Origin of the sequence: Lysinibacillus sp. PWR01 (assembly GCF_043359455.1) — a bacterium.
Taxonomy (GTDB): Bacteria; Bacillota; Bacilli; order Bacillales_A; family Planococcaceae; genus Lysinibacillus; species Lysinibacillus fusiformis_F.
Genome location: NZ_JBHERJ010000021.1, coordinates 1 through 26,314 on the forward strand (window position 1 = coordinate 1; position 26,314 = coordinate 26,314).

The 26,314-nt window shown below is 35.7% G+C and carries 23 protein-coding genes and 3 riboswitches; of the genes, 19 read left to right on the forward strand and 4 right to left on the reverse strand.

The window, feature by feature from the left end; genetic code table 11:
• The first annotated feature begins 305 nt into the window (after nucleotides 1–305).
• Together ACEVFT_RS02350 and ACEVFT_RS02355 are read left to right on the forward strand one after the other, a co-directional pair.
• Nucleotides 306–1,352, forward strand: a complete 1,047-nt coding sequence (locus ACEVFT_RS02350; protein ID WP_393947919.1) for a nitric oxide synthase oxygenase — start codon at nucleotides 306–308, stop codon at nucleotides 1,350–1,352.
• Between the two features lie 78 nt (nucleotides 1,353–1,430).
• Complete coding sequence (locus ACEVFT_RS02355) at nucleotides 1,431–1,961, forward strand: hypothetical protein (RefSeq protein ID WP_393947921.1); 531 nt, start codon at nucleotides 1,431–1,433, stop codon at nucleotides 1,959–1,961.
• A 69-nt stretch (nucleotides 1,962–2,030) separates the two neighbouring features.
• Here the strand turns inward: ACEVFT_RS02355 and ACEVFT_RS02360 are convergent, their stop codons facing one another.
• Nucleotides 2,031–3,239: a CynX/NimT family MFS transporter gene (locus ACEVFT_RS02360; protein ID WP_393947923.1), complete on the reverse strand. Its 1,209-nt coding sequence runs from the start codon at nucleotides 3,237–3,239 to the stop codon at nucleotides 2,031–2,033.
• A 178-nt stretch (nucleotides 3,240–3,417) separates the two neighbouring features.
• Nucleotides 3,418–3,594: riboswitch (Lysine riboswitch) on the forward strand.
• An 82-nt stretch (nucleotides 3,595–3,676) separates the two neighbouring features.
• On the opposite strand from ACEVFT_RS02360, the gene ACEVFT_RS02365 reads away from it, so the two are divergent.
• The 5 genes from ACEVFT_RS02365 (at nucleotide 3,677) to ACEVFT_RS02385 (ending at nucleotide 8,663) form a co-directional block, all read left to right on the forward strand.
• Nucleotides 3,677–5,140, forward strand: a complete 1,464-nt coding sequence (locus ACEVFT_RS02365) for an amino acid permease (RefSeq protein WP_393947925.1) — start codon at nucleotides 3,677–3,679, stop codon at nucleotides 5,138–5,140.
• A gap of 154 nt (nucleotides 5,141–5,294) precedes the next feature.
• Nucleotides 5,295–5,987 (forward strand): response regulator transcription factor, encoded by a 693-nt coding sequence (locus ACEVFT_RS02370; protein ID WP_393947926.1) that lies wholly within the window; start codon nucleotides 5,295–5,297, stop codon nucleotides 5,985–5,987.
• 4 nt (nucleotides 5,988–5,991) lie between these two features.
• Nucleotides 5,992–6,927, forward strand: coding sequence for a sensor histidine kinase (locus ACEVFT_RS02375; RefSeq protein WP_393947927.1), 936 nt, complete (start codon nucleotides 5,992–5,994; stop codon nucleotides 6,925–6,927).
• Nucleotides 6,928–7,057: 130 nt separating this feature from the next.
• Nucleotides 7,058–7,981 carry an ABC transporter ATP-binding protein gene (locus tag ACEVFT_RS02380; protein ID WP_393947929.1) on the forward strand — a complete coding sequence of 308 codons (924 nt, stop codon included), beginning with the start codon at nucleotides 7,058–7,060 and terminating at the stop codon, nucleotides 7,979–7,981.
• A complete protein-coding gene (locus tag ACEVFT_RS02385; RefSeq protein WP_205446506.1) occupies nucleotides 7,974–8,663 on the forward strand; it encodes an ABC transporter permease in 690 nt (229 codons plus the stop codon). The genes ACEVFT_RS02380 and ACEVFT_RS02385 overlap by 8 nt, the downstream gene beginning before the upstream one ends.
• A 46-nt stretch (nucleotides 8,664–8,709) precedes the next feature.
• Here ACEVFT_RS02385 and ACEVFT_RS02390 read toward each other — a convergent pair whose 3' ends face one another.
• Nucleotides 8,710–9,975 carry an Nramp family divalent metal transporter gene (locus ACEVFT_RS02390; RefSeq protein WP_393947931.1) on the reverse strand — a complete coding sequence of 422 codons (1,266 nt, stop codon included), beginning with the start codon at nucleotides 9,973–9,975 and terminating at the stop codon, nucleotides 8,710–8,712.
• A gap of 210 nt (nucleotides 9,976–10,185) precedes the next feature.
• On the opposite strand from ACEVFT_RS02390, the gene ACEVFT_RS02395 reads away from it, so the two are divergent.
• The 11 genes from ACEVFT_RS02395 to ACEVFT_RS02445 all read left to right on the forward strand — a co-directional run bounded on the left by ACEVFT_RS02395 (nucleotide 10,186) and on the right by ACEVFT_RS02445 (nucleotide 23,842).
• Nucleotides 10,186–10,881 (forward strand): response regulator transcription factor, encoded by a 696-nt coding sequence (locus ACEVFT_RS02395; protein ID WP_393947932.1) that lies wholly within the window; start codon nucleotides 10,186–10,188, stop codon nucleotides 10,879–10,881.
• Nucleotides 10,871–12,166 (forward strand): sensor histidine kinase, encoded by a 1,296-nt coding sequence (locus ACEVFT_RS02400; protein ID WP_393947933.1) that lies wholly within the window; start codon nucleotides 10,871–10,873, stop codon nucleotides 12,164–12,166. Before ACEVFT_RS02395 ends, ACEVFT_RS02400 begins: the two co-directional genes overlap by 11 nt.
• Nucleotides 12,163–12,834, forward strand: coding sequence for a PepSY domain-containing protein (locus ACEVFT_RS02405; protein ID WP_393947935.1), 672 nt, complete (start codon nucleotides 12,163–12,165; stop codon nucleotides 12,832–12,834). The genes ACEVFT_RS02400 and ACEVFT_RS02405 overlap by 4 nt, the downstream gene beginning before the upstream one ends.
• Before the next feature lie 90 nt (nucleotides 12,835–12,924).
• Nucleotides 12,925–13,449, forward strand: a complete 525-nt coding sequence (locus ACEVFT_RS02410; RefSeq protein ID WP_393947936.1) for a PepSY domain-containing protein — start codon at nucleotides 12,925–12,927, stop codon at nucleotides 13,447–13,449.
• A 191-nt stretch (nucleotides 13,450–13,640) separates the two neighbouring features.
• A riboswitch (cyclic di-AMP (ydaO/yuaA leader) is annotated at nucleotides 13,641–13,790 on the forward strand.
• A 118-nt stretch (nucleotides 13,791–13,908) separates the two neighbouring features.
• Complete coding sequence (locus ACEVFT_RS02415) at nucleotides 13,909–15,732, forward strand: APC family permease (protein ID WP_205446512.1); 1,824 nt, start codon at nucleotides 13,909–13,911, stop codon at nucleotides 15,730–15,732.
• A gap of 164 nt (nucleotides 15,733–15,896) precedes the next feature.
• Nucleotides 15,897–15,998, forward strand: a riboswitch (purine riboswitch).
• Nucleotides 15,999–16,133: 135 nt separating this feature from the next.
• Nucleotides 16,134–16,718: a xanthine phosphoribosyltransferase gene (locus tag ACEVFT_RS02420; RefSeq protein ID WP_205446513.1), complete on the forward strand. Its 585-nt coding sequence runs from the start codon at nucleotides 16,134–16,136 to the stop codon at nucleotides 16,716–16,718.
• Entirely contained in the window at nucleotides 16,718–18,016 is a 1,299-nt protein-coding gene (locus tag ACEVFT_RS02425; RefSeq protein WP_393947937.1) for a nucleobase:cation symporter-2 family protein, read from the forward strand. The genes ACEVFT_RS02420 and ACEVFT_RS02425 overlap by 1 nt, the downstream gene beginning before the upstream one ends.
• A gap of 113 nt (nucleotides 18,017–18,129) precedes the next feature.
• Nucleotides 18,130–19,131, forward strand: coding sequence for a tyrosine-type recombinase/integrase (locus ACEVFT_RS02430; protein WP_393947938.1), 1,002 nt, complete (start codon nucleotides 18,130–18,132; stop codon nucleotides 19,129–19,131).
• A gap of 1,312 nt (nucleotides 19,132–20,443) precedes the next feature.
• A complete protein-coding gene (locus ACEVFT_RS02435; RefSeq protein ID WP_393947939.1) occupies nucleotides 20,444–21,628 on the forward strand; it encodes a hypothetical protein in 1,185 nt (394 codons plus the stop codon).
• A gap of 461 nt (nucleotides 21,629–22,089) precedes the next feature.
• Nucleotides 22,090–22,626: a helix-turn-helix domain-containing protein gene (locus ACEVFT_RS02440; protein ID WP_393947941.1), complete on the forward strand. Its 537-nt coding sequence runs from the start codon at nucleotides 22,090–22,092 to the stop codon at nucleotides 22,624–22,626.
• Between the two features lie 166 nt (nucleotides 22,627–22,792).
• Nucleotides 22,793–23,842 carry a hypothetical protein gene (locus ACEVFT_RS02445; RefSeq protein ID WP_393947943.1) on the forward strand — a complete coding sequence of 350 codons (1,050 nt, stop codon included), beginning with the start codon at nucleotides 22,793–22,795 and terminating at the stop codon, nucleotides 23,840–23,842.
• Nucleotides 23,843–24,043: 201 nt separating this feature from the next.
• Here ACEVFT_RS02445 and ACEVFT_RS02450 read toward each other — a convergent pair whose 3' ends face one another.
• Complete coding sequence (locus ACEVFT_RS02450) at nucleotides 24,044–24,922, reverse strand: hypothetical protein (protein WP_333719960.1); 879 nt, start codon at nucleotides 24,920–24,922, stop codon at nucleotides 24,044–24,046.
• Nucleotides 24,923–25,108: 186 nt separating this feature from the next.
• Between ACEVFT_RS02450 and ACEVFT_RS02455 the strand changes: the two genes are divergently transcribed.
• Nucleotides 25,109–25,366 carry a helix-turn-helix domain-containing protein gene (locus ACEVFT_RS02455; RefSeq protein ID WP_333719959.1) on the forward strand — a complete coding sequence of 86 codons (258 nt, stop codon included), beginning with the start codon at nucleotides 25,109–25,111 and terminating at the stop codon, nucleotides 25,364–25,366.
• A gap of 127 nt (nucleotides 25,367–25,493) precedes the next feature.
• Here the strand turns inward: ACEVFT_RS02455 and ACEVFT_RS02460 are convergent, their stop codons facing one another.
• Nucleotides 25,494–26,138 (reverse strand): Fic family protein, encoded by a 645-nt coding sequence (locus ACEVFT_RS02460; protein WP_333719958.1) that lies wholly within the window; start codon nucleotides 26,136–26,138, stop codon nucleotides 25,494–25,496.
• Nucleotides 26,139–26,314 lie beyond the last annotated feature (176 nt).

Genomic DNA, 26,314 nt, shown 5'->3' on the forward strand with positions numbered 1-26,314 from the left:
ACTTGACTCCCGTGGGATAGCGAGACAGGCGAGCCCCTGCACGGAGCGGGAGCGGAGGAAGCGGCTCGGCGCTCGCCCACAGGAAAGCAAGTAGCCTGCAACGGAAATCCGTTTTCACCTTTCACAAAAATTCTATTGTTAGTTTTGTTTTTCAACACTATGTAGATTCTCTTTACGAAAGAGAATCTACAGATTAAATTTGAACAAACTATTTCATATATAAAATATGTATGTTTTTTCAAGTACTATTTTCATGGTGCTTGTCGTTTTGTTCCTCTAATATGAGGATAAGTGGAGGAATCGATATGAATATACAGGAGATACAGCAATTTTTAAGTTTATACCAGACAGAACAAAATAAATCAGAACTTTGGTTAAAGAATAGATTACAGGAAGTTGAAAATGCAGGTGAATATTACCCAACAACTGAGGAGCTAGTTTTTGGTGCAAGAGTGGCATGGCGTAATAGCAATAAATGTATCGGACGTCTATTTTGGCAGTCACTGCATGTGGTAGATGCACGTGATGTTTTAGATGAACAGGATATTTTTCAAAAATTACTAGAACATATTGATTATGCAACAAATTGTGGGAAAATCCGTCCAACTATAACAGTGTTTGCTTCAGATAGAGTAAGGATTTGGAATCATCAACTTATCCGTTATGCAGGCTATGAAACAGAAGCTGGCGTTATTGGAGATTCGCAATCCATTGAGTTTACAAAAGCATGTAAATCTCTGGGATGGAAAGGTAAAGGAACGGCTTTTGATGTGCTACCACTCATTATACAGGTGGATGATCGCGCTCCCAAAATGTATGTAATCCCTGAAGAATATATAGTAGAGGTCTCAATCCGCCATCCAGAGTCAGTGGATGTGGAGAAGTTAGGGATGAAATGGTATGCCGTACCCATAATTTCGAGTATGCGTTTTCAAATGGCGGGTATTGATTTTCAAGCTGCTCCATTTAATGGCTGGTATATGGGAACAGAAATCGGTGCACGCAATTTAGCAGATCATGAGCGCTATAACATGCTACCTGCTATTGCAGAAATTTTTAATCTTGATACAACCAAACAAGCGTCTCTTTGGCGTGATCGTGCATTGGTGGAACTTAATATTGCTGTTCTTCACTCATTTAAAGAAGATGGTGTGAGCATTGTTGATCATCATACAGCGGCTCAGCAATTTAAATTGTTTGAGGAAGCAGAAAAATCAGCAGAAAGAGAAGTTACAGGCAACTGGACATGGTTAATCCCGCCACTTTCGCCTGCAACGACTCATATATTCCATAAACCCTATGTAAATATATATCATACACCAAATTATTTTTATCAAAAGCCGTGCTATTAGCAGTAAAGGAGATGTTTACTTTCCTAATAATTTTGAAAATTAATTTCCAAATTACATGTTGAGGAGAGGGCGTTTACTATGTTAGACCAGCAAATCCCGAATATCCCATGGAGACAATTGACGACACCTTATGGTAGAGGAACAACCATCCCTCAGCTGATTGAACAGGAGCAATATCCACAGCTAGCTGAGTTAATTGAACATCAAGGTACACTATGGCAGGTGACACCCTGGGTTTTGCTGCTCCTTTTAAAAAAGCTAGCTAGTAAAAATACGGAGGATGTCTCCTTACAAGAATTACAGTTATATTTGGCTGTGGCACATGCTATTACAAAGGATTATCTAGACTCAGCCAATACTGTTGAAACCATGCAGGAGCTATTAGATACCAACTATTTATGGTCAGAAAATGAGGACAATGATGAGCAGGAGTGGGAGGAAGAAACGCCAAAGGGCTATGGGCAGCAAGCTTTTGTAGGCTATTATTATTTTAGTTATTTACTCCTACAAGAGGCTATTCCTATTTTTTCTGCTATGACAGTTCATAGTAATGAAGCAAAAGAATGTCTTGCAGAATTGCTAACATTACTACAGCAATCTGACCATTAAACAATGCGTAAACGTATACACCATATAGAAATAAAGCAGATGGGGAACCTGAACCATCTGCTTTATTTATTAATGCACATATTCATCCTTGGAGGCTCTCATTGAGCAAAAGAAGAGTAATATTGCCACAACGACAAAGAGCCATCCCGCAATATTCCAGCCACCAAAGAAATCATGCAAGTAGCCAAAAAGAATAGGACCAATTGCGGCAAATAAATAACCCAAAGATTGTGCAAATCCTGATAAATCAGCTGCCTCAAATGCAGTACGAGTGCGGAGAGTGAAGAACATCATTGCTAGGGCGAATGAAGAACCTCCTGCTAACCCTAGAAGGACCATCCACAGCACACCAAGACTAGTCCATTCCATGACAACACCAACAAAGCCTACTAAATAGAAGGATGTAAACATCAATACAAGGGGGCGTTGTGAAGTCATTTTACCTGCAATTATAGGCACAGCTAAAGCCATTGGTACTTGTGAGAATTGCATGATGGAAAACATCCAACCGGCCTTGTCAGGAGCTAGCCCTTGGGCAATATAGATCTCGGGAATCCAAGCTGCAGTCGTGTAGAATAATAAAGACTGTAACCCCATTGCGCCTGTGACAGCCCAAGTAACAGGTGATTTCCATAAAGGTGTACCTGTCTTTTTAGATGTAGTAACTGGTTCGGGTTTATTTGATTTTAATTGAGGTATCCAAATTAAGATTGTAATGAGAACGAGTACGAGTGCAATGGACAGCGCACCTTGCCAGCCTAACGATGAATTGGCTATAGGATAGCTAATACCAGCACCAAGACCAGCAGTTAAATTCATGGACATGGTGAAAAAGGCCATCAATAAACCGACATGGTATGGAAATTTTAATTTTAATAATCCTGGAATAAGTACATTTCCAAAAGAAATGGCTACGCCAATTAGCACAGTACCTAATAGAAGTAACTCTGTTGTACCAAGTGAACGTAGAACAATCCCAAAGGCCAATAGAAAAGTTGATAAAAATAATGTTAGCTCAAGCCCTAGTTTGCGTGCTACAACTGGTGTAAATGGAGATATAATAGCAAAAGCAAGCAATGGAATCGTTGTTAGAAAGCCTGCCAATACATTAGATATCCCAAGATCTTCACGGATAAAGGATATAATTGGCCCAACAACAGTTAGTGGCATTCGTAATGTAGAGGCTATAAAGATAACTCCGAAAACTAAAAGTAAGGTTGTTCCTTTCCAGCTAATTTTTTTACTAGGATAACTAGCGGAATGATCATTTGTAGTCAAAATAAAATCCCCCCTAATCATAACCATTCTAATTGAACTACTATAACACTTTATCACACTATTAAAAATAGTAGAAGATTCATAAAATACAGAACATTTTCCGTTATATTGAAATGTCTATGGTCTTATGTTAGTATAATAAACATCATAAATTTAATAATTATATGCCTCATGTTTGTATTGAGGTAGAGGTCGCGATATTTATAAGTATGCTAATTGAAATGACAAGCATTGATGAAATTAGCTGAAAGGAAATATTGCCGAAGTGTGAGGGGACTTGAAAACCTCATGCTGGGGCTGTCTCCGAAAGGAACAGAACTGTCACGTTTGCACAACGTGTTGAGCTATCATGTAGGAAAAACTGAGGATTAACGTAGCCATCACAGTGTATATGTGATGGCATTTTTTTGCCTCATAAATAGGAAGGAAGCTATATCGTGAGTGAAATAAAAGTAAATCAGCTTGGTCATAAAGCACCGAAGCTGAAAAAAGAATTAAAAAGCCGCCATATTACAATGATTTCTTTAGGCGGTACAATCGGTACGGGGCTATTTTTAGCCAGTGGTGGTGCTATTGCACAGGCAGGACCTGGAGGCGCATTGCTGGCCTATGCCTTAATCGGTATTATGGTGTATTTTTTAATGACGAGCTTAGGGGAAATGGCTGCGTATATGCCATCATCAGGTTCATTTAGTACCTACGCAACCAAATTTGTAGATCCTGCTTTAGGATTTGCATTGGGCTGGAACTATTGGTATAACTGGGCAATCACAATTGCTGCAGAAATCGCTGCCGTGTCATTAATTATGAAATATTGGTTCCCAGATAGCTCATCAGCACTGTGGACAGTATTATTTATTGCTGTTGTACTGACGTTTAATTTACTATCCGTAAAAAGTTATGGTGAAAGTGAATATTGGTTTGCCATGATTAAGGTAGTAACGGTCATCGTTTTTATTATCATTAGCTTACTAATGATTTTTGGTATTTTAGGTGGGCAGGCTCCTGTAGGTTTCACTAATTTCTTTATTAGTGATGGGCCATTCCATGGTGGCTTCCTTGCTACATTTGGTATTTTCCTAGCTGCTGGATTTTCATTCCAAGGGACAGAATTACTTGGAATTACAGCTGGTGAAACAGATGATCCTGGTAAAAATATTCCGAAGGCTGTTAAATCTGTATTTTGGCGTATTCTTTTGTTTTATATTTTAGCGATTGGTGCAATTGGGATGCTGATTCCATTCACAGATGAACGTTTATTATCAGAAGATATCGCAGTATCACCGTTTACACTAGTATTTGACCGCCTAGGTATTGCCTTTGCTGCTTCATTAATGAATGCCATTATTTTAACGGCTATGCTGTCAGCAGGAAATTCAGGCCTGTATGCATCTTCTCGTATGCTATGGCAATTAGCGGTGGATGGACATGCACCTAAATTTTTCGCAAAGCTAAGTCGTCGAGGTATTCCGATTTATGCACTGATGGCAACATTAGCTGTAGGCTGTTTAGCATTTTTAGCGTCATTCTTTGGTGATGGAGTGGTTTATATCTGGCTATTAAATGCCTCTGGAATGTCAGGCTTTATTGCATGGCTGGGTATTGCATTTAGTCATTATCGTTTCCGCCGAGCGTTTGATGCACAGGGCTTAGATCCAAAGTTATTACCTTATAAAGCCAAATTATATCCGTTTGGACCATTATTTGCTTTTACCGTTTGTATGATCGTAGTCATTGGACAAAATTACACAGCCTTTACAGGTGATAAAATTGATTGGTATGGCATTCTTGTTTCGTATATCGGGATTCCACTATTTTTAGCACTATGGTTTGGCTATAAAATAAAGCACAAAACCAAAATGCTGCCACTTAAAGATTGTGATTTAAAAGTTGAAGATTAAATAATAGAGCTGTTCTGTAAACCAAAGAGTGATGGGTTTATAGGACAGCTCTTTTTCGACACTCATGAACAAAATCTCTCAAAATAAACATCATAAATATGGTAATGTAATATAGATATGGAAATTTAGAGTTGGCAGGGAGAGGTGCATGATAGTGCAAAAGCATATTTTACTCGTAGAAGATGATGAAGCCATTCGTGAAATGGTCGATAATTATTTAACAATGGAAGGTTTCTCTGTCACAACAGCGACCAATGGCGAAGAAGCATTACGAAGTTGTTTAGAAAATACCTTTGATTTAATCATCCTAGATATTATGATTCCTAAACTAAATGGATTAGAAGTATTAAAGATTATTCGAGAGCAGGCAGCACTTCCTATCATTATTATGTCTGCAAAAGACAGCGATGTTGATAAAGCATTGGGCTTAGGATTAGGAGCAGATGATTATATTGCTAAACCCTTTTCTATGCTAGAATTTTCGGCACGTGTAAAGGCTGTTATCAGAAGAGCTACAAAATACTCTAGTCAGGATAACCAAAAGCAAGATGTCCTAGAAATTGATAATTTAAAGATAGATATTGTTAATTACTCAATAGCAAAGAACGGGCAAGAGGTAAAGCTGACATCAAAGGAATTTTCTATTTTAAAGTTGTTTGTGACAAATCGTCATCGGGTTTTTACCAAAGAGCAAATTTATCAGATGATATGGAAAGATGCTTACTACGGCGATGAAAATATTATAAATGTACATATAAGAAGACTACGAGAAAAAATAGAAGATGACCCGTCAAATCCTCTATATATTAAAACCCTATGGGGAATCGGCTATAAGTTTGAGGGTTAAGAATATGATGATATTTCTATTACTAATAGTGGTATTGCTAATCGGGATTATTATTTTTCAATGGAAAGTCAAAAAGGAACAAGATCGCACTATCCAATACACGCATAGAAAATTACAAGTAATTGTGAATGAACAGACTTATGAAAAGATTTTAGTAGCAACTACAAATTCAGAAATTCAACAGTTACTTATTACAATGAATACCGTACTAGATCAGCATCAAAAAATCCAAGCAACACATCAGAAAATGGAAAATTCCATGAAAAAGATGTTGGCAAACATTTCGCATGATCTTAAAACGCCTTTAACGGTTGTATTAGGCTATATTGAGATGCTTCAACTTCAGAGCTCGATTAGTGAGGAGGAACGCCAACGATTACTTACGGGTGTTCATGCTAAAACTTTAGAAGTATTAAAAATTATTCATACATTTTTTGATCTGGCGAAATTAGAGGCTGGAGATACAGATTATCCAATCACTAAAATCAATGTCAGTGAAATCTGTCGTAAAAATATATTATCTTTTTATGATCTGGTTACCTCAATGGGATTAGATATTAAGATTGATATCCCAGAGCGCCCTATGTATGCATTCGGTAATGAAGAAGCATTAGATAGAGCCTTAAACAATCTACTGTCTAATGCTATTGCATATGGTGCAGATGGCCATGTCATTGGAATTACCGTACGAAATGATGAAGCCAATATTGATATTGATGTGTGGGATTGTGGCAAGGGCATTGATGAATATCATATCGATAGCGTTTTTGAAAGGATGTATACACTAGAGGATTCTCGAAATAAATCCTTCCAAGGTAGTGGTTTGGGACTAACGATTACAAAGCGACTAGTAGAAATAATGAATGGCTCCATTCGGTTATCGAGTATTCCCTATGAAAAAACCATTTTTACCATTTCGTTAAAACGAATGATGTATTGAATCATTTATGCTTGTAGAGCTTTAATGCTTTGCAGGCTTTTTTACTTAAGAAATTTGTAAGAATGCAGTAATAAAATAGAGAGTTTCATTTTTTATAATGAACGTAGTCACAATTGAGGGAGAGAATTACATGACATACATTGTAAAAACAAACCAGCTTACGAAAGTCTACGATGGAAAAGAAGTTGTTTCTGCTGTCAATATGAACGTTAAGAAGGGAGAGATTTATGGATTTTTAGGTCCTAATGGTGCAGGTAAAACCACTGTTATGAAGATGCTAACTAATCTAACGAAACCTACAAGTGGGGATGTAGAGATTTTAGGGGAGAAATTGACAGACCGATCCTATGAAATACTAAAAAGAATGGGATCAATTATTGAATATCCTATTTTCTATGAAAAATTAACGGCTAGTGAGACTCTGGAACTACATTGTGAATACATGGGTTATTATGATAAGAAAGAAATTGCGCATGTTCTTAATTTAGTAAAGTTATCGAAAACAGAAAATAAGCAGGTTAAAGATTTTTCTCTGGGGATGAAACAGAGATTAGGCATTGCACGAGCTATTATTACAAAGCCAGAGTTACTTATATTAGACGAACCCATTAATGGATTGGACCCAGTAGGGATAAAGGAGTTAAGAGAGCTTTTCAAGATGCTTTGTAAAGAGTATGGCATAACCATTATTATTTCTAGTCATATTCTGGCTGAAATAGAACAATTGGTCGATACGATAGGTGTTATTAAGAATGGTAGGCTCATCACTGAGGTGGCAATGGATACAATCAATCGTGATCAGGTCAATTATACGGAAGTGATCGTAAGTGATGGGAAAAAGGCAGCGTTTATTATTGAAAGTGAATTGAAGATTACTAATTTCAAGCTGATGGATGATAACTCTATACGTATTTATGACTCAACAGTATCCCAGCAAACCCTATCTAGAGCATTAATTGAACATGGCGTTGAGATTGAGGAGATTAGTAAAAAAACAAGTTCATTAGAGGATTATTTCTTAAAGCTAATCAATGGAGGCGTTGTTCATGCTTAATTTAATGCGTTTAGAAATGAAAAAATTTCATTTAGGGTCCTATGTTAAAGGAGCCATTATTGCTAATTTTGTTATTCTTGGGTTTTTGTTTATGATTTTATTTATTTCTAAAGTAGAGGGAGATCCAGGGCTTGAAAATTATGAGGTTGCTTTAAGTGTCATTGATTCCTTTGTAAGAGCAGTTTTTATTATTTTTGCTTCTACGTTAATAGCTAAGTTAATCATCGGAGAATATAAATTTAAAACCATCACATTAGCCTTTATGTATCCTATAAGTAGAAAGAAATTAATGGTCGCAAAGCTTGCCATTGTCATGCTATTTACATTCACTATGATCATTATCTCCAATGCTCTTATTACAACAATTTTTTGTGTCATTAGCGATCGATATGAATTAATTCCTGATGTACTATCAAGTTCTTTAATTATCCAGCACATACCTTCTATATTGATGAATGCGATTGCCGCCTCAGGTATAGCTTTAATCCCATTGTATTTCGGGATGAGAAAATACTCCATACCGACAACGATCATTTCATCTATTATCATTGTATCTGTAACTTCGTCTAATTCAGGTAACTTTACTTTAAACGATATTATTATTATTCCAATTACTTTAGCAATCGTGGGTCTTGGTATTGCCTATTTAGCCATACGGAATGTTGAGAAGGTTGATGTTTAATCGAAAAAAGCCAGGTACTCAATTTTTAAGAGTACCTGGTTTTTTATTACGCAAATATTGTTTCCCACAGTAAATAGATATTCAATGCCACAACGATGACAACTACAAACCAACCTAAAATAGTTGTAATGCGATGATTGACTAAACTGCCCATGATGTCTCGTTTGCTTGTAAACATGACAAGTGGGACCAGGGCAAATGCAATACCGAAAGATAACACAACCTGACTTAGAACGAGAGCATAGGTTGCGTTCACCCCTGATGCAATAATGACTAGCGGAGGCACCATAGTAATCGCTCTACGTAAATAAAGTGGTATTTTTCTTTGAATAAATCCTTGCATGACTACGTCGCCTGCTAAAGTTCCTACAGAGGAGCTAGCTAGCCCTGCAATGAGTAAACCTAAGCCAAAGGAAATAGCTGCCATTGGGCCGAGCGCCTCTTTTAAGCCATTATAGGCTACATCTAAATCTTCTACTACCATGCCTTGTGTGTGGAATACTGCTGCGGCAATAATGAGCATGCTCATATTGATGGCACCAGCAATAATCATAGCGATGATAATGTCGATAAATTCAAAACGGAAAATACGTTTCTTTTCATCCTCATTACGACCAATAATACGATTTTGTGTTAACGAAGAATGTAAGTAAATAGCATGAGGCATAACGGTTGCACCTAAAATACCTGTTGCTAGTAATAGCGAATCTACACCTTCAAAGTGTGGCGTGAACATGCCAATCGCTACATCGCCCCATGCTGGCTGGGCTAAAAATGTTTGGAAGGCAAATGCTAACACAACAATTAAAACCATGCCTGAGATACCTGCCTCAAAGGCTCTAAATCCTCTTCTTTGCAGCTCTAAAATAGCGAATGAACCCACCGCTGTAATCAATGCTGCGGGAAGCATAGGAATATTGAAAAGTAAATAAAGCCCTAATGCTGCCCCGATAAATTCAGCGAGGTCAGTGGCAATGATGACCAATTCAGCCTGTATCCATAAAAAGATAGATGTTTTTTTAGAAAAATGCTCGCGTGCTACTTCAGGTAAATTCTTTCCTGTCGCAATGCCAAGCTTGGCAGACAGGGATTGAATTAACACGGCCATTAAATTAGAAAAGGCTATAACCCAAAGTAGCAAATAGCCGTATTGAGAACCTGCTGTAATGTTTGTAGCAAAATTACCAGGGTCGATATAGGCGACTGCTGCAATGAAAGCAGGTCCTAAAAATGGTAAAAATCGTCGCCAACCTTTTATATCTCCATCTAAAACCGCCTCTGCAGTCGGTTTTGTGACTTTTTTGTAAACCATATTGTTCCCTCGTTTCAAAAAGTATCATTAACGAAATAAAGTTTCCTATAGGAAAATAAGATATTAGTATTCTAACGCTAGGAATAAAAAAAGTGAAGCAGTTTGTTTTATCTTTCTTTATAAGTATGTGTCATTCTCATCATTTTCTAATTAGACTTTCACCACTTGTATCGTATACGATGAAAAGAAAAGGCGAAGGACGGATTCGACATGACGCATCGAATTTTAATTATTGAAGATGAAGAAAATATTGCCAGAGTGCTACAACTGGAGCTTCAATTTGAAGGGTATGAGGCAGAAAAGGCCCATACAGGAGCAGAAGGCTTACTACAATACCGTGAGCAGCAATGGGATTTAATTTTACTTGATATCATGCTACCTGAGATGAGCGGTATTGATGTGCTAAAGCGGATTCGTGCAACAGAATCCCAGACGCCTGTTATCATGTTGACTGCCAAAAGCGAGGTAGAGGATAAGGTAAAGGGCTTGGATTTAGGAGCCAATGATTATGTGACAAAGCCTTTTGAAATTGAGGAGCTGCTGGCACGTATTCGCAATGCTTTACGATTTTCGCAGAAGGTCAGTCCAAAGCAAGTTGCCCTTACATTTGGCCATTTATCGATAAACGAGCAAACAAGGGAAGTTGTCTATTTTGATAAGGAAATTCAGCTGACACCCCGTGAATATGATTTGCTGTTCTATTTACTGAAACATCCCAAACAAGTACTGACAAGGGAGCAAATATTAGAGGCTGTGTGGGGCTATGATTATTATGGGGATACAAATGTTGTGGATGTTTATATACGTTATGTACGGCAAAAGCTTGAGGCTGCTAATCCAGCACCTCTTATCCAAACAATTCGAGGTGTTGGGTATGTGCTAAAGGAACACAGTTATGAGACTTAAAACAAAAATTCATCTACTAACAACATTGCTAATGCTAGTTATAGTAGTGGCAACAAATAGTGGAATTTATTTGTTGTATGAGAAATTTGCCTATGATACGGAATATAATCAGCTCCAGACACGGGCAAATGATTTAAGCGCTACACTGAGTCAGTTAAATGCACAAACCAACCTACAGCAAGTATTAAGAGCATATATGCCAACAGATGGCGCTGTCTATATTTATGAAGGTGAACGTTTGAAAACAAAGGTTCAGGCTACTCTTGAAATGCAAGAAGGTCCTTCTATTACCTACACAATGCCTGCTATTTGGATAGACGGAACGGTTGTGGACATAACATTACAGCAATCTATGGAAGAAGTAGAGCGGACATTAGATTTGTTAAAGGTCATATTGATTGTTGTATCGGTTATGGCAACAGTTCCGATTTTCCTAGCGAGCTTAGTACTTGGGCGTCTTATTTTATTACCGCTAGAACGTTTAAATGAGACCATGCGCAAAAGTGCATCTACTGGGAAATATGAAAAAATAGATATCGCAGAAAAAGGTGGAGACGAGTTAACAAATATTAATCGTACTTTCAATATGATGATGGAGAAGCTTGAGCAGCATTATCAAAAGCAACAAGAATTTGTGTCAAACGCCTCCCATGAGCTGAAAACACCTATAACTGTTATTGAAAGCTATGCAAAATTACTCCTAAGAAGAGGTTTTGATAATCGGGAGGTTGCTCAGGAATCCTTACAAGCCATTGCTAATGAATCATCTCGTATGCATGAAATGGTGCTGCAATTGCTAGAACTAGCTAAAAATAATGAGCATTTGGACGTTCATTTCGAGCAGCTAGAGCTTGCCCCGTTCTTAAATAAAGTAGCTTCACAAATGGAGCAGGCATATCATCGAACATTTAGAATGGATGCGACGATTCCAAGATTTATTTATAGTGATGAAAAAATATTGAAGCAACTACTCTTTATTTTACTTGATAATGCGAGGAAATATAGTGAGGATGAAGTACGTATTCTAGCCACAGAAACAACTAATCAAGTACGTATTACCATCCAAGATTTTGGTATGGGTATTCCTGCAGAGCATATTCCTCATTTGTTTGAGCGTTTTTATCGTGTAACAGAGGATCGTAATCGTAAGACAGGCGGTTCAGGGCTAGGGCTAGCAATAGCACATGAGCTGGCACAACAATTGGGTATAACGATAGATGTGAAAAGTAAGCTAGGGGAGGGCTCAAGCTTTACTTTATGTATACCGAAGGAGGGACAGCAATGAAAAAGTGGATGTTGATAATTGTTGTTATTATCCTTCTTTGTAGTGGAGTAATTTGGTTTATTCAAAATCGTTATTTTTACGTTCAACCTCTTAGTGAAGCGGAGGCTGTTCGCCATATTGAAACAATCTATAATGGCCATGTTACACAAGTGAAGAAACAAGGAAATACCTTTGAAATGCTATTTACGCGGGAGAATGTTAAATATGCGGCCATACTTGATGTTACGACACAGCAGGTGACTGATCTAATAATGAAAGAAGGACAAAGTAAATTACTGTTAACAGAAAAGCAGATCAGACAAATGGTTAAAAAGGAATATGGTGATGTAGAAAGTGTTATGCTAACAGATTCAATTTATACTGTGCGTGTTGAAAATGAGAAAATACAAAAGGATTTAACGCTTGATGGTTATACTGGTGATGTACTGACAGAGAGAAAGGTTGAACCACAAGGACAATCTATCGAAGAGCCTATTATTACTGAACAGCAGGCCATTCAAATAGCTCTTAAGCAATTAAAGGGTGAAGTGGATTCAGTTGATTTTGAGGAAACCTCAGAGGGTGGTTACTATTTAGTTGAAATCGAAACACAGGAGGACGAAGCTACTTTTCAAATTCATGCTGTTTCAGGGAAGGTGTTGTCTGTTACATGGGATGACGATCAATAAATCATTCTCATGAAATTCTAATGTTCCTCTTATAGTTCTCTCATCTTCACTTGGTAAGCTAAGTTTAGATAAAACAAAGGAGAGATGAACATGAAAAAAATGATTATGATTCCAGCACTAGTAATTACTCTTGGGGTGGGGGCAGCGATTGGCTCGACGACTTTATTATCAGGAAATGCCCAAGAAAAAAAGGTCTTATCAATGCAGGAAATTGAGAAGAAAGCTCTAGCAGTAGTGGATGGTACAGTGGCAAATATCGAATTTGACCAAAACCAGTTTAGCTCTATTTATGAAGTAGAGGTGCATACAGATACAGAAGAATATGATTTAAAGTTTGATGCTTTTAGTGGAAAATTACTCAAACAGAAAAAAGAACGTCTAGATGATGATGATTGGGATGATCAAATTCCAACTACCACTACGACAACAAAAATAATTACAAAAGAGCAGGCTATCAAGACAGCCCAAACGAAAGCAAAGGGCACAGTGACAAAAATTAAGCTCGATGATGGTGTATATGAAATTGAACTGAAAGACGGTCAATATGAATACGAAGTAGATGTAGATGCAGTCTCTGGGAACATTATCGACTTTGAACAAGGCTATGATGACTAATTTAAAGAACTGTCTTAAAGGTAGAACATACTTTTAAGGCAGTTTTTGTTGTATATACTGCGGGTATTCAAGAAATTTTTATTTAAGAAGCGGTTATTTTAAGCCTATGCTTTTGCTCAAAAAAAAGAAAAATTTTCTTCTTTACTTTTTTAATCGGCAGGCGTAATATGACATCATTATAAAAGTTTCAAATTTCTAAATCGCTGAAGCAACTAGACGCGGGGGAACCAATTTTGACGGATGGCATAGCCATTCTTGGGGTGAATCTCTTCCATTTGGAGGAGTAGGGCTACTCAGGCCCGAATCCGACAGCTAACCTCGTAAGCGTTAAGAGCAGAAAAGTGGAGCTTGGCAGACGGATGAGCGTCTACAAGTCTTATTTAGTGATGACTTGTAGACGTTTTTTGATGTTATTTAGAAAGGCGAAACACATTCTATGAAACTAGAAGGTGTTTATCAATGAAATCCTCATTCAAACGTTATGTAATCGGCAAACCATTAAGATCCGATGCGTTAGGGGAACAAAAGCTAAGTAAAACAAAGGCATTGGCCATATTATCGTCTGATGCGTTGTCGTCAGTAGCTTATGGGCCAGAACAAATTTTAATTGTCCTGATGACGGTAGGTACAATGGCGTTTTGGTATTCTTTACCTATTGCCGCTGGAGTGGTTGTTCTACTTGTGGCACTGATTTTATCCTATCGTCAGGTTATCTTCGCCTATCCACATGGGGGAGGCGCCTATGTCGTATCACGAGAGAATTTAGGCGTGAATGCAGGTCTTGTAGCTGGGGGCTCTTTGCTTGTTGATTATATTTTAACGGTAGCAGTAAGTGTGTCGGCAGGAACAGATGCCATTACATCGGCATTCCCAAGTCTTCACCCTTACAATGTACCCATTGCTATCATTTTTGTGATTTTCTTAACGATTTTAAACTTGCGAGGTGTAACGGAGTCAGCCTCTATCTTGGCGTATCCAGTCTATCTATTTGTAGGCGTTATGCTATTGCTAATTGGGATTGGACTTTACAATGTGGCAACTGGGCAGGTGCCAGCAGAGCTACATCCAAAGATTGGCACACCAGTGGCAGGGATTAGCCTATTTATTTTATTAAAGGCATTTGCCTCAGGAAGCTCAGCCTTAACAGGGGTAGAGGCCATTTCTAACGCAATTCCTAATTTTAGAAATCCTGCCCCTAATAATGCTGCTAAAACGCTTTTAGCAATGGGCGCCATTTTAGCCGTTTTATTCATCGGGATTGTTAGTCTATCTTATTTTTATGGGGTTGCACCAACAGCAGAAGCAACAGTAGTATCCCAGCTAGCAGAAGCTAGTATTGGTCGCAATTTCCTTTATTATATTGTACAGGGAACTACGGCAATGATATTAGTACTTGCGGCAAACACAGGATATTCAGCCTTTCCATTGCTTGCTGTGAATTTATCGAAGGATGGTTTTATCCCAAGAATCTTCCAAATTCGAGGCGATCGTCTTGGCTATTCAAATGGCATTTTAATGCTAGGTGTTGCAGCCATTGTTTTAATTATACTATTTGACGGAGCCACAGAGCATTTAATACCGCTTTATGCAGTAGGGGTATTTATTCCCTTTACATTAGCGCAAACGGGAATGATGCGAAAATGGTGGCGCGAAAAGCCAAAAGGTTGGGTAGCGAGATTTACAATCAATACAATAGGAGCAGCTATCTCTTTCATCGTGGCAATGATGTTTTTTGTGACAAAAATGCCTCAAGTTTGGCCTGTGTTTATCTTTTTACCAATTATAATTTTTGTATTCCATCGTATTAAGCACCATTACCAAGCCGTTGGAGAACAGTTAAGATTGAATCATGAGGAGCTGGCTACTATTGAGGGGAATGTTTTCATTGTGCCAGTAGCTGGTATAACGAAGGTGGTTGAAAATTCCCTACATTATGCTAAATCACTTAAGGTGGATAAAGTGATAGCCTTTTATGTAGCTTTCGATCAAGCAGATGCAAAAGCCTTTGAAGAGAAGTGGAACGCATGGCAACCGGATGTACGGTTAGTTACTTACTATTCACCATATCGCAGCATTACACAGCCATTGATTAAATTTATTGATAAAGTTGAACATCAATGTACGAAGACAGGTCATAAAGTAACGGTTGTTATCCCTCAATTTTTACCGAAAAAAGGGTGGCACCATATGCTACACAACCAATCGAGTCTTCTCATTCGTACGACACTGTTATTTCACAGAAATGTCGTCATTATGACAGTACCTTTTCATTTATCAAAATAATGCTAGCAAGCTAGAAAATAGTCTGTTATAATCAGTACGTTGATTGAAAACACGAACGTTTACAATTAAAAAGTTACAGAATACCATTAAATTCCGAAAAATCAAACTTTTTTTAGTGAGAGATAATAGCTCTTACCGAATAAAGTGATAAATTGGTTATTCTGATAGTTTCATACAAATCCACTCATATAATAGCGAGAATAGGGCTCGCAAGTTTCTACCGATTTACCGTAAATGAATCGACTATGGGTAGCAATGCTTTTAGAGAGCTTCAATTTTAATGATGTTTTCTATTCATTTCGACGTTTTTACGCTGAATGCTTTGCTCCACTCGTAGCAGAATGGAATCAAAGTATTCAGCGTTTTTTTATAATTTTTTACGAAAGAAGGATATGAAAGAAATGAAGTTATTACAAGACAAAATTATACAAGAGGGTAAAGTATTATCTTCATCCGTATTAAAAGTTGATTCATTTTTAAACCATCAAATTGATCCGATGCTAATGAAGGAAATTGGTCATGAATTTGCAAATCGTTTCTCTGATCAAGTCATTACAAAGATTTTAACAATAGAATCTTCAGGTATCGCACCATCTGTCATGTTAGGCTTAGAAATTGGCGCGCCTGTCGTGTTCGCTCGTAAACGTAAATCATTAACGCTTTCAGATAACCTTTATTCATCAAAGGTACATTCATTCACAAAAAATGAAACAAATGAGATCTCTGTCTCACGTAATTTTTTAAGTGAAGATGACAATATTTTAATTGTAGATGATTTCTTAGCCAATGGTGAAGCAGTCAAAGGTCTACTTGATATTGCTGCACAAGCAGGTGCGAATGTTGTGGGAGTTGGAATTGTTATTGAAAAGGGCTTCCAAGATGGTGGGAAATTATTGCGTGAGCAAGGTGTTCGCGTTGAGTCATTAGCGATTGTAGATTCTCTTGAAGATGGCAAAGTAACATTTGCTACGGAGGCTCGCGCGTAATGAATACCTTTAAATCGTCTGCGCTAGCGATTCAACATTTACTTGCAATGTATGCTGGAGCCATCCTAGTGCCACTGATTATCGGTGGGGCAATTGGCTTTGATTCAACACAAATGACGTATTTAGTAGCGATTGATATTATGATGTGCGGGATCGCTACACTTTTACAAGTTTATTCAGGTAAATTCATTGGTATCGGCTTACCGGTTGTACTTGGTTGTACATTCACAGCAGTAAGTCCGATTATTGCAATTGGTACAAACCCAGACCAAGGTATTACGGACATTTATGGTTCCATTATTGCTTCTGGTGTAATTGTAATGATTATTGCAGGCTTCTTCGGTAAGCTTGTGAAATTCTTCCCACCAGTCGTAACAGGGTCAGTTGTTTCGATTATCGGTATTTCCTTATTACCAGTAGCATTAAACAATATGGCAGGTGGACAAGGTGCTGAGGATTTTGCCTCTGCCTCTAATGTAGCTTTAGCGTTTATTACTTTGGTTATCATTTTAATCGTTTATCGTTTTTCTACAGGCTTTGTTCGGGCCATTTCTATTCTGATTGGATTAGTAGCAGGAACAATTTTAGGTGCATTCATGGGGAAAGTTGACTTTAGCCCAGTTTCTGAAGCCGATGCACTTCACATGGTACAACCTTTCTACTTTGGAATGCCAACATTTGATGTAACGGCAATTATTACAATGACACTTGTAGCAATGGTATCCCTAGTAGAATCATCTGGTGTCTATTTTGCACTAAGCGATATTTGTAATAAAAAATTAGATTCAAAAGATTTAGCTCGCGGCTATCGTTCAGAAGGTCTTGCGTCAGTAATCGGTGGTATTTTCAATGCCTTCCCATATACAACGTTCTCACAAAACGTGGGACTTACACGTATGTCAGGTGTAAAAGACCGTAAAGTCATTTACATCACAGGTGGTTTACTAGTAGCACTTGGCTTCCTACCCAAAATCGCAGCATTAACAACGATTATTCCAACATCCGTACTAGGTGCAGCGATGCTTGCGATGTTCGGAATGGTGATTACACAAGGTATGGGGATGCTTGTACCAGTTATGAATGAGTCAGCTGAGAATGCGATGATTGCTGCTGTGGCGGTAAGTTTGGGTGTTGGTGTATCCGTTGTTCCTGGTATTTTTGATGCACTACCAGAAAGTGTTTCTCTTCTAACATCTAACGGTATCGTTTGTGGTTCAGTCACAGCGATTATCCTTAATATTTTATTCAACATGATTGGGCCGAAGCATAAAAAAGACCCGATGCATGGGGAAGTGTAAAGAAAGATATTAATAACATTCATCTAAATACCCCACATATTTTGATGAAAAGAATGTTGTAAAGTCGCCTATTTTTGACTATTAATTTAGTTGAAAGTAGGTGGCTTTTTTGTATGCGTAAAAGAGTACATGTTAGAAGAGATGTTGAAGATAAACCTTTAACGACATTCACGTTTAAGCAAGCATTTGATTATTTTTATTCTGCTAAAAAAGGTGAAGAGGTTAGAAAAACAACTTTGACAACTTATGATGAACATTACCGTTTTTTTATTCAATGGTTAGAGCACTCAGGATATGAAATCACTAAAGTAGATGAATTAGCAGTGGTTATTGTGCGTGAATACATGCTTTACATGCGTGAGCAACATTACAATGTCAAACAGAAACGAGTAGGATTATCCATTCAAACGGTTAATGCTCGTATTCGATTTTTAAAAACTTGGTATAGCTTTTTATACAATGAAGAGTTACTTGAAAAAAATATTATGGAATCCATTAAGTTTTTAAAGGTAGATGAAAAAAAGGTCGATTTATTAACAGAGGATGAAATGAAACGACTATTTGAAGCTCCTAATAAAAAATTGTGGGCACAATGGAGAGATTTTGTATTATTTCATGTTTTATATGATACAGCTTTACGTATATCAGAGGCAATCAGTCTGGATTGTAACGATATAGATGTTGTTCGGAGACAAATAGTATTACCTGCTAGCAAAGCAAAAGATAGGCGTTATCGCATTATACCCATTACAAATCACACTTTAAAGCTATTAATTAAATTGATGGATGAGAATAAAGAAGTTTTCAATAACCATGAGGCGGTGTTTTTAAATTGGTTTGGTGAAAGGTTAGCGACAGATACATTTAGGAGGAATTTAGCAAGGTATCTGAAGAAGGCAGGAATCAATAAGAAATTTAGCTGTCATGACTTCAGGAGACAATCAATTACGGAAATGCTCAAAAATGGAGCGTCGGTATTCGCAGTCCAGTCTATTGCAGGGCATTCTCAAATTTCAACTACTCGAAAGTATGTATTTTTCGATGATGAGACCATTAGACTTCAACATGATTTATATAGTCCATTAAACAGAATGGCTTATAAGAAAAGAAAATAGAAAGGAGCCTATCATATGAAAATGTCTAACAAATATAACCTTGAAAATAACGAGCTGTGCTACTTAATGAATAATGTTCAATCACAACACTTGGAAATGAAATCAATCCTATCAAGGTATAGAAGGAAGCTTACGAGAAAGATGTGTTAAATCGCATTGAAGCAATTGAGGAGGCTATTACGAAGGTGAAACAATATATCGGCAAGTAAGCATAAAAAAAGAGCAGGTACTCGCAATACCTACTCTCATACGCATTTAGCCATACAGGAATACAACTAAATATGAGCATTTAACATGCCTTCATTTTACTTCAAAAAAAGTGGAAATGCAAAGGTCTAGTTTCCTATTGTCTTTTTTTAGGTAACGTGAGGTCATGTTGGCTCATTGGTGGAAACCTAGTAACACCAATTGAAACTAAACTTGACAGGTTATGACGTTCCCATCGCACACAAACGTCTAGGATACTAATAAATGCTTCCTTGTTGGCATGGTATCTGAATGGTGATGCCGACCAAAAAGGGCAGGAGTGGAAGGTCTGAGTGGCTACGGTCACGCAGGATACACAACACATTATCGTTGTTGCTGAATTCCTCACAATCAGTAGGATAAGCATTTATGAGCACGTTACGAGAACGTGTAGCAGAGGATAAGACGTTTCGGGGCAGAAGTGGAAACTATGTGTATCGAGAGAAATCTCACATTAACAAGGGCATACATGTACGGATACCTCAAATGACGGATTCATGTTGCAATGGCTGTCTGTTTATAGTTTCTGATTTCCTAGTTTCTATAATACAGGCAGTCATTCTGCACCAAGCCATTTTCCTCAATTCTGGCTTCATGTTGTGGGATGGCTAGTTACATGTCAAGTTATGTTATACCTTGGTGTATAGATTTTTGGAGTAAATTTCCACTTTCGATTATATTATCAGAGTTGAAGAATTTGAATGATGAGAAGCTGAGAATGGTAGTTAGTGATGAGACAGTAATTAGTAGTAGCAACTCGATATCAAAATTTTAGAATGAGGAGTAGATTTAATGAATTTACGTAGTATTCTCTAATTCAGAATTTAGATGTATTAAGTGTAGTCAGTTCATCGGGGGTACTTTACAGCTTTTTTGATTAGTAATTACTTTGTTATGGCTGGAACAGACCTAAATATAAATTAGGATAAAAAATTTTTAAACGATACGAGTGCATAATTAATTTTCTAGTGTTTAACAATTTCAATAATTGCTTATATAATTTCGAAATTTATAAAAGGGGTGATGTACTTTGCCATTATGCAAAGTGTGTAAACAGAGAACCGAAATGTATTACAGTGATTTATGCGTATCGTGTAGAACTGAAGTTCATTTAGCTGAATTTAAACGAGTTACAGCACTAAAGGGAAAGTATTTAACAAAAAAAGGATTTGATGAAGAAAGTTCACTAAGTAGCCTTGCTATTATTTTGACATTAAAAAGGAATTGGGAACAATTATTACATGGACATAATTTAATTGAAGAGCTGTATGAGTACGCAACATATGAATATGAAAAGTTTGCTTATAAGAATGGAAAGGCTTCAAGTACACTTTTTGTACGAGAACATCCGTATTTAGGGCAGTATGTATTTGCAAGTATATTAGATATTAAAAAAATAAGAAGAAAATTAGGATTTATTAATGAAAGTTATGCAGGTATGTATAATGAAACATTATTAAAAAGGAATTATGAAAATGTTAAAACAGTAATAGGTAGAATTCCGACTATCAGAGAATTTAATAAAGAATCTAAAATTTTAGCTTCCATCTACTGTGACTATTACGGCATAAATGGGCAGCAATGGGATAAAGTGTTGCAGATAATGGTAAAGGACGAAAAAGAGCTAGGTAGCTTTTTAGCAAAACGTGATAATTTGTATAAAGAAAAATCAATTGAGGCATTAATGGCTGGTCGAATTCCTCCTATACCAGATGAAGATTTAGAGAGAGAATTTCGACGTGTTTTTGATATGTATATTGATAAGTATGGTACTCACCCAACAAAAAGAATATTTAATGAAGAGTCCATTTATAATGATAATACCTATAGAAAAAGATATGGTATGTCTTGGCGAAATATTGCAATCATTAAGTATGGATACGAACTTAAAATGAGGAATGTAAACGAAAAAATCTTTTTGGAATCTGTAAAGCAAGTTTTAAAATCAGATTTCGAAAGCCAAAAAACGTTTAAATGGTTGTTAGGTATTAAAGGGGCGCATTTATTTTGTGACGGCTACTTTGAAAAATTTAATCTTATAGTTGAATTCGATGGAAAGCACCATCGTGTACCAGTCGCTAATTTTGGTGGAACTGAACGATTTTTAAAAGACCAAGAAAACGATAGATTGAAAGAACAGCTAGTTAAAAAGCATGATATAAATTTTTTACGTGTTTCTAGCAAAGAAAGATGGCGCGATATGGATTATTTGAAATTTAAGCTTGAACAAGTCTTAAACATGAAACTGTAGAAAGTCTTTGAGATGCGTTCATAGATATGACATTTATTGTTACAACTGTGGTAGGGAAAGTCATTGAAGCAGGGGAATCATTCGTACAAGGTTGTCTGAGTGGAGCAACAGAATCATGCGTGGGGCTACAGAGGTATTGAAGTGACGTAATAAAAGGACTTGCGTTTATGAAATTCAATCATAAACACAAGTCCTATTCTAATTAAATTAAAACCCTCGTTAGCCATCCTTGTCGTGTAAAACTAACACTACACCACAGTAAATGAAATATGATTACGTTCTTTCATGGGAATTAATTATGCACTTATTTTTACATCGGTGTAGTAAGCGTAGGGATAAAATTTATATAAAGAAAATGAACTTGAAAATAACATAACATGACTATATAATAATTATATGGACAATGTCCATTTTTTTATTATAATAGAGTGGACAACGTCCATTATTAGGGGGAGATTAAAATGATAGGTTTAGAGTATATTGCTAAGGAAAATCAAGTTAGTTTATCGGAAATAGGAAAAATATTAGGCATAAGTAGAAAATCAATTTCAAATTGGACAAATGGATGGCAAAAAATACCTAAAAAACATTTATCAAAATTAGAATCATATTTCGGACTTGATGCTTCATATTTTCAAAAAGAGCTTAATGAAGCAGAGAAATTAAAAGTGCAAATAGCGAAAATTCAAAAGCAAAAAAATAGTGATAATAAAGTAGTATTGGATTTTTTAAATACAGAAATGAAAAAAGAAGAGCTATTGATGCAAATAAGTGGATGTTTGGACAAGAGGGATGATTGCTATGACATTTATAGAATGTCAACTCAATTAATAGACAGTGAAACGAAAACAATGAGAGATGCTTTAAAAATGTTCCTATTGTGCTTCAACAATGAATTTGGTGGGAATCCGTTCTCTAATTTTGAAAATGAGCAATTTGGAAGAGAGCTTTTTCAACTATTGAAAAGTAATGGTTTAGTGTTTGGAGAATTAGATTGAAAAATGAGTATGTATTAAGACATGATGTAAAGTAAAAAGTGTTTACTTATAGACAGAATTAATAGAATTAGATTCAAAATTACGTATATAAAGTTACCTTAATCATATAGTAGAGACCAGAAAAAGATATATACCATAAAAATATAAAACAGGAGAGATAAGAAATATGAAACAAAAAAATGAGCCATATGTACAGATACCTAATAAGATGTTTGCATATGAGACAAAATACTTTATGAATGAATATGAAATATACATATTTTATCATTTAGGTAGATTAGTGAGTGCAAGAGATACTCATTATGTAATGACAAGTGTCGATTTATTAACTGAAATTATTGACCTGAGTGATAAAAATAAAGCAAGGCTAAAAAAGCGTATTTTGAACGCTTTAAAGAAATTACAACAAACAGGCTATATTGAAATGAATTATACTGGGGAATTAAAAAATTCGACATTACTTAATATAATTTTACCAGATAGCCAAGACCCTATCTACCTTGAAGCTGTAAGAAGCGGTTCCTCAAAATATGTAGGTTATACTGAGGTGCCAGATAGTTTATTAAAAAACGCGGAGCATTTAAATCATGTGAGAGTTTTAATATATACAAAATGGAGAGAACAAATCGAATATAAAATTTCGTATAAAGAATGGGCATGTGTTTTAGGAGTTTCAGATTCAACAGCTGTAAAAATCCTTACAGATTGTCATAAGAAAGGTCTTATTAAAAAAATTCGTGGTGATTATTACATAGCTGATTCTGGTGAACCTATGCAAGAAATTAATAAGTACAAGATAAATAATGCAGAGGATGAAGAAGTAAATGCTTTAAAAAAACAAAATACTTTCCTAAAATCAATTGATTCAAAAGAAAAATCAAATGAAAAGAGAAATCATAATTGGTTTAATGTTGATAAGTCCTCTAAAATTGATGTATTTGATATGTTTGTATATCTAACAACAGATTGTGATGCATTAAAGCAACATGCTGAAAAGCGTATCCGTGCAATCCAAAATTCAAGTGAGGGTGGAAAAAAATTAATAGAGTCTTTAAGATACAAGGCTAATAAAATAATTTTAGAAGAAAAAGATAGAAAAGAATTAGAACAAATCCATGCTAAACAATTTTTAGAGGATTATGATGAGCATAGAGAGGTTACTTACAAGAAAAAACATCATGATGATGATATAAGTTTTTTATTAGATGATAATTAAAATTTACTGAATATTAATTTAAAGTTATACATAAGCTGTTGAACCTTGGTTGCCTTGTTAATATTGGACTTTAATTGGAATAGCACAATGTATACTGCCTAATAGTATTAATACATTGTGCTATAAATTCGATTTCAACAAGGATTTTAAATCGGAATTATATTTACTATTTATAGTATGTTTTTGTAAATTTTTTAAATATCATTCTTGAATAACGACTACAATTCCATTCTCAAAGTAAATATATCTATTTCCAAAATAAACCCATTGTTCAGTTATACCGTACGCTGTAGTAGTTTTATTAATATCTTTTGGTTTACCCCACTTTGAATTATTTACTTCTTCCATTGTCATTCCGATTTTTGGGTTTGATTTAATGGTTGCTTTATAGTTGTTTTCACTTATAGCCAACGCTTTAGTTTTAACAGCTTCCTTTTTTAAATATTCCCAAGCACCTGTGCCAACAAGACCAACCCTTCTTTGAACAAAATCGTTTATTTCTTTAGCGAAAGTTCCATTATAAGTTGGACTAATTTCAATGAGGTAGTCGTAATATTGACTCAAATCGGCGAATGCCTTACTATTTTTGTATTTATTATAAAATATTCTTGCATAAATATAATTCCTAATTGTATCAATGTTTTCATCATCTATCTTGTTTACTATATCTAAAGCTTTATCATACTCTCTAATTGACAACAAACTTATAGATTCACGAAATTGATTTTTCTTTAGTTCTTGTTCATAATATTCTTGTTTTTCAAGAACAATTTTATGTAGTTTTTCAATGTCATTTTTAAATTCACCATTGTAATTCTTTGCTTTAATCTCTTCTAAAAGCTTTAATGTACTAGTATAATCACCTTCACTATCCTCTGAGTTTATCTTGGCGTTAATATAATTGCTTAGAATCGTTACATCTTTGAAATCATCTGGAAGTTCATCAAGAGTTTGTTTAGCTTCTTGCCATTTATCTTGCTTTATCATTGTAACGGCACTTTGATAATCTTCCTCAGAATTGCACCCTGCTAGTAGTATCAAAAAAATCATAGTGAGTAAGAGTGTTAGAATTTTTTTCATAATAATAATTCCTCTTTTCTTGTTCTATATAGATAATTTCATCATTGCAAATTTGTACTATAGTCTACAATCTGATTTTATCATAATTTCAATAAGTTCAAATTATTCCCTACTATATGTAGACTATAGTACGTGGTGATTATCTTTTGCGGGGATTGTAATTGATTTAAAAGGAGATTTTTTCTCTTGATTGAAATCGATAATATTACAATTGGCAAGGTGCTAAAAGAGTTGAGGGTAGCTAAAAAGTTGTCACAAGAGGAGATATCTGCAAGAAGCAGTCTTGATAGAACATATATCAGTATGTTAGAACGAAATATAAAACAGCCAACAATTACAACAATATTTCTATTAGCAAGCGCATTAGAAATCAAGCCTTCGGAATTTGTAAAGCAGATTGAAGAGGAGTATGTAGGATACACAATTAAAAGAGACACTGTATGAATGCTAAATAAATTACTATTATAATTTTCTGAATTCTATATGTATGGAAATATGTATTATATTTACCAATAATAAAAGCAGCTATAATTTATTAGCTGCTTTTATGTGTATTCATAAAATGTAAAGCCTATGCATATAAGCATTTATTATAAATAAAATGATAAATTCCATCACTTTCGTTTGTTTCATAGTAATGAGAAAGAAGGGTGTGAAATTCGGATATATGCTTTTCTGGAATGGTAATTAGCCCTTTGCCATGCTCAATCAGTAGCTTGTTTGCACAAATTATGCTAGTTCTTTTATTCCCATCCCAGAATAACTGATTTCTCATACCGTAGAGCATATACGTAATTGCTTTGTGGGTTATTGTAGCATCTAATGATAAAATATTATTTATTTCTATTTGCACTTCTTCTTTTACAGGGATAGATGGCTCGTAATTTACACCGTTTATTCCAACATCCCCATACCTTAATTTTCCCCAATCAAGACTTTCGTTAAATGAAACGAGATTATTTACTTTACAAGCGAAATCTAGGCTCATTCCATCATCAAGATGATTAAGTAAGAAGCCCCATGCATTATATAGATTCAAAATAATTTGCAAATCGTCAGAGTCTAACTCTGCTATTGCTATTCCTTCTATTATTTTTTCTACTTGCGATGGAGTTACGACTATATTCTCAAGCCTAGCGCTGTTATAAATATTATGAATGAGATTTTTTTGAGCAGATAATATCATTTGTTCGCGATTAAAATTAAATTTATCCATTGTCGCAACACCTCATTATTAAAATACAAATTAATTTTAATTATACAAAACTTAATCGGTTACAACATTTATCGAAAGGAACCTCCCCCGATTCTACTCTATATGTAAATAAAATGGGGGTTTTATTCATAAAGAAAATTTACTTAAATGAGATATAATGTAAAGGGGGTTTTATA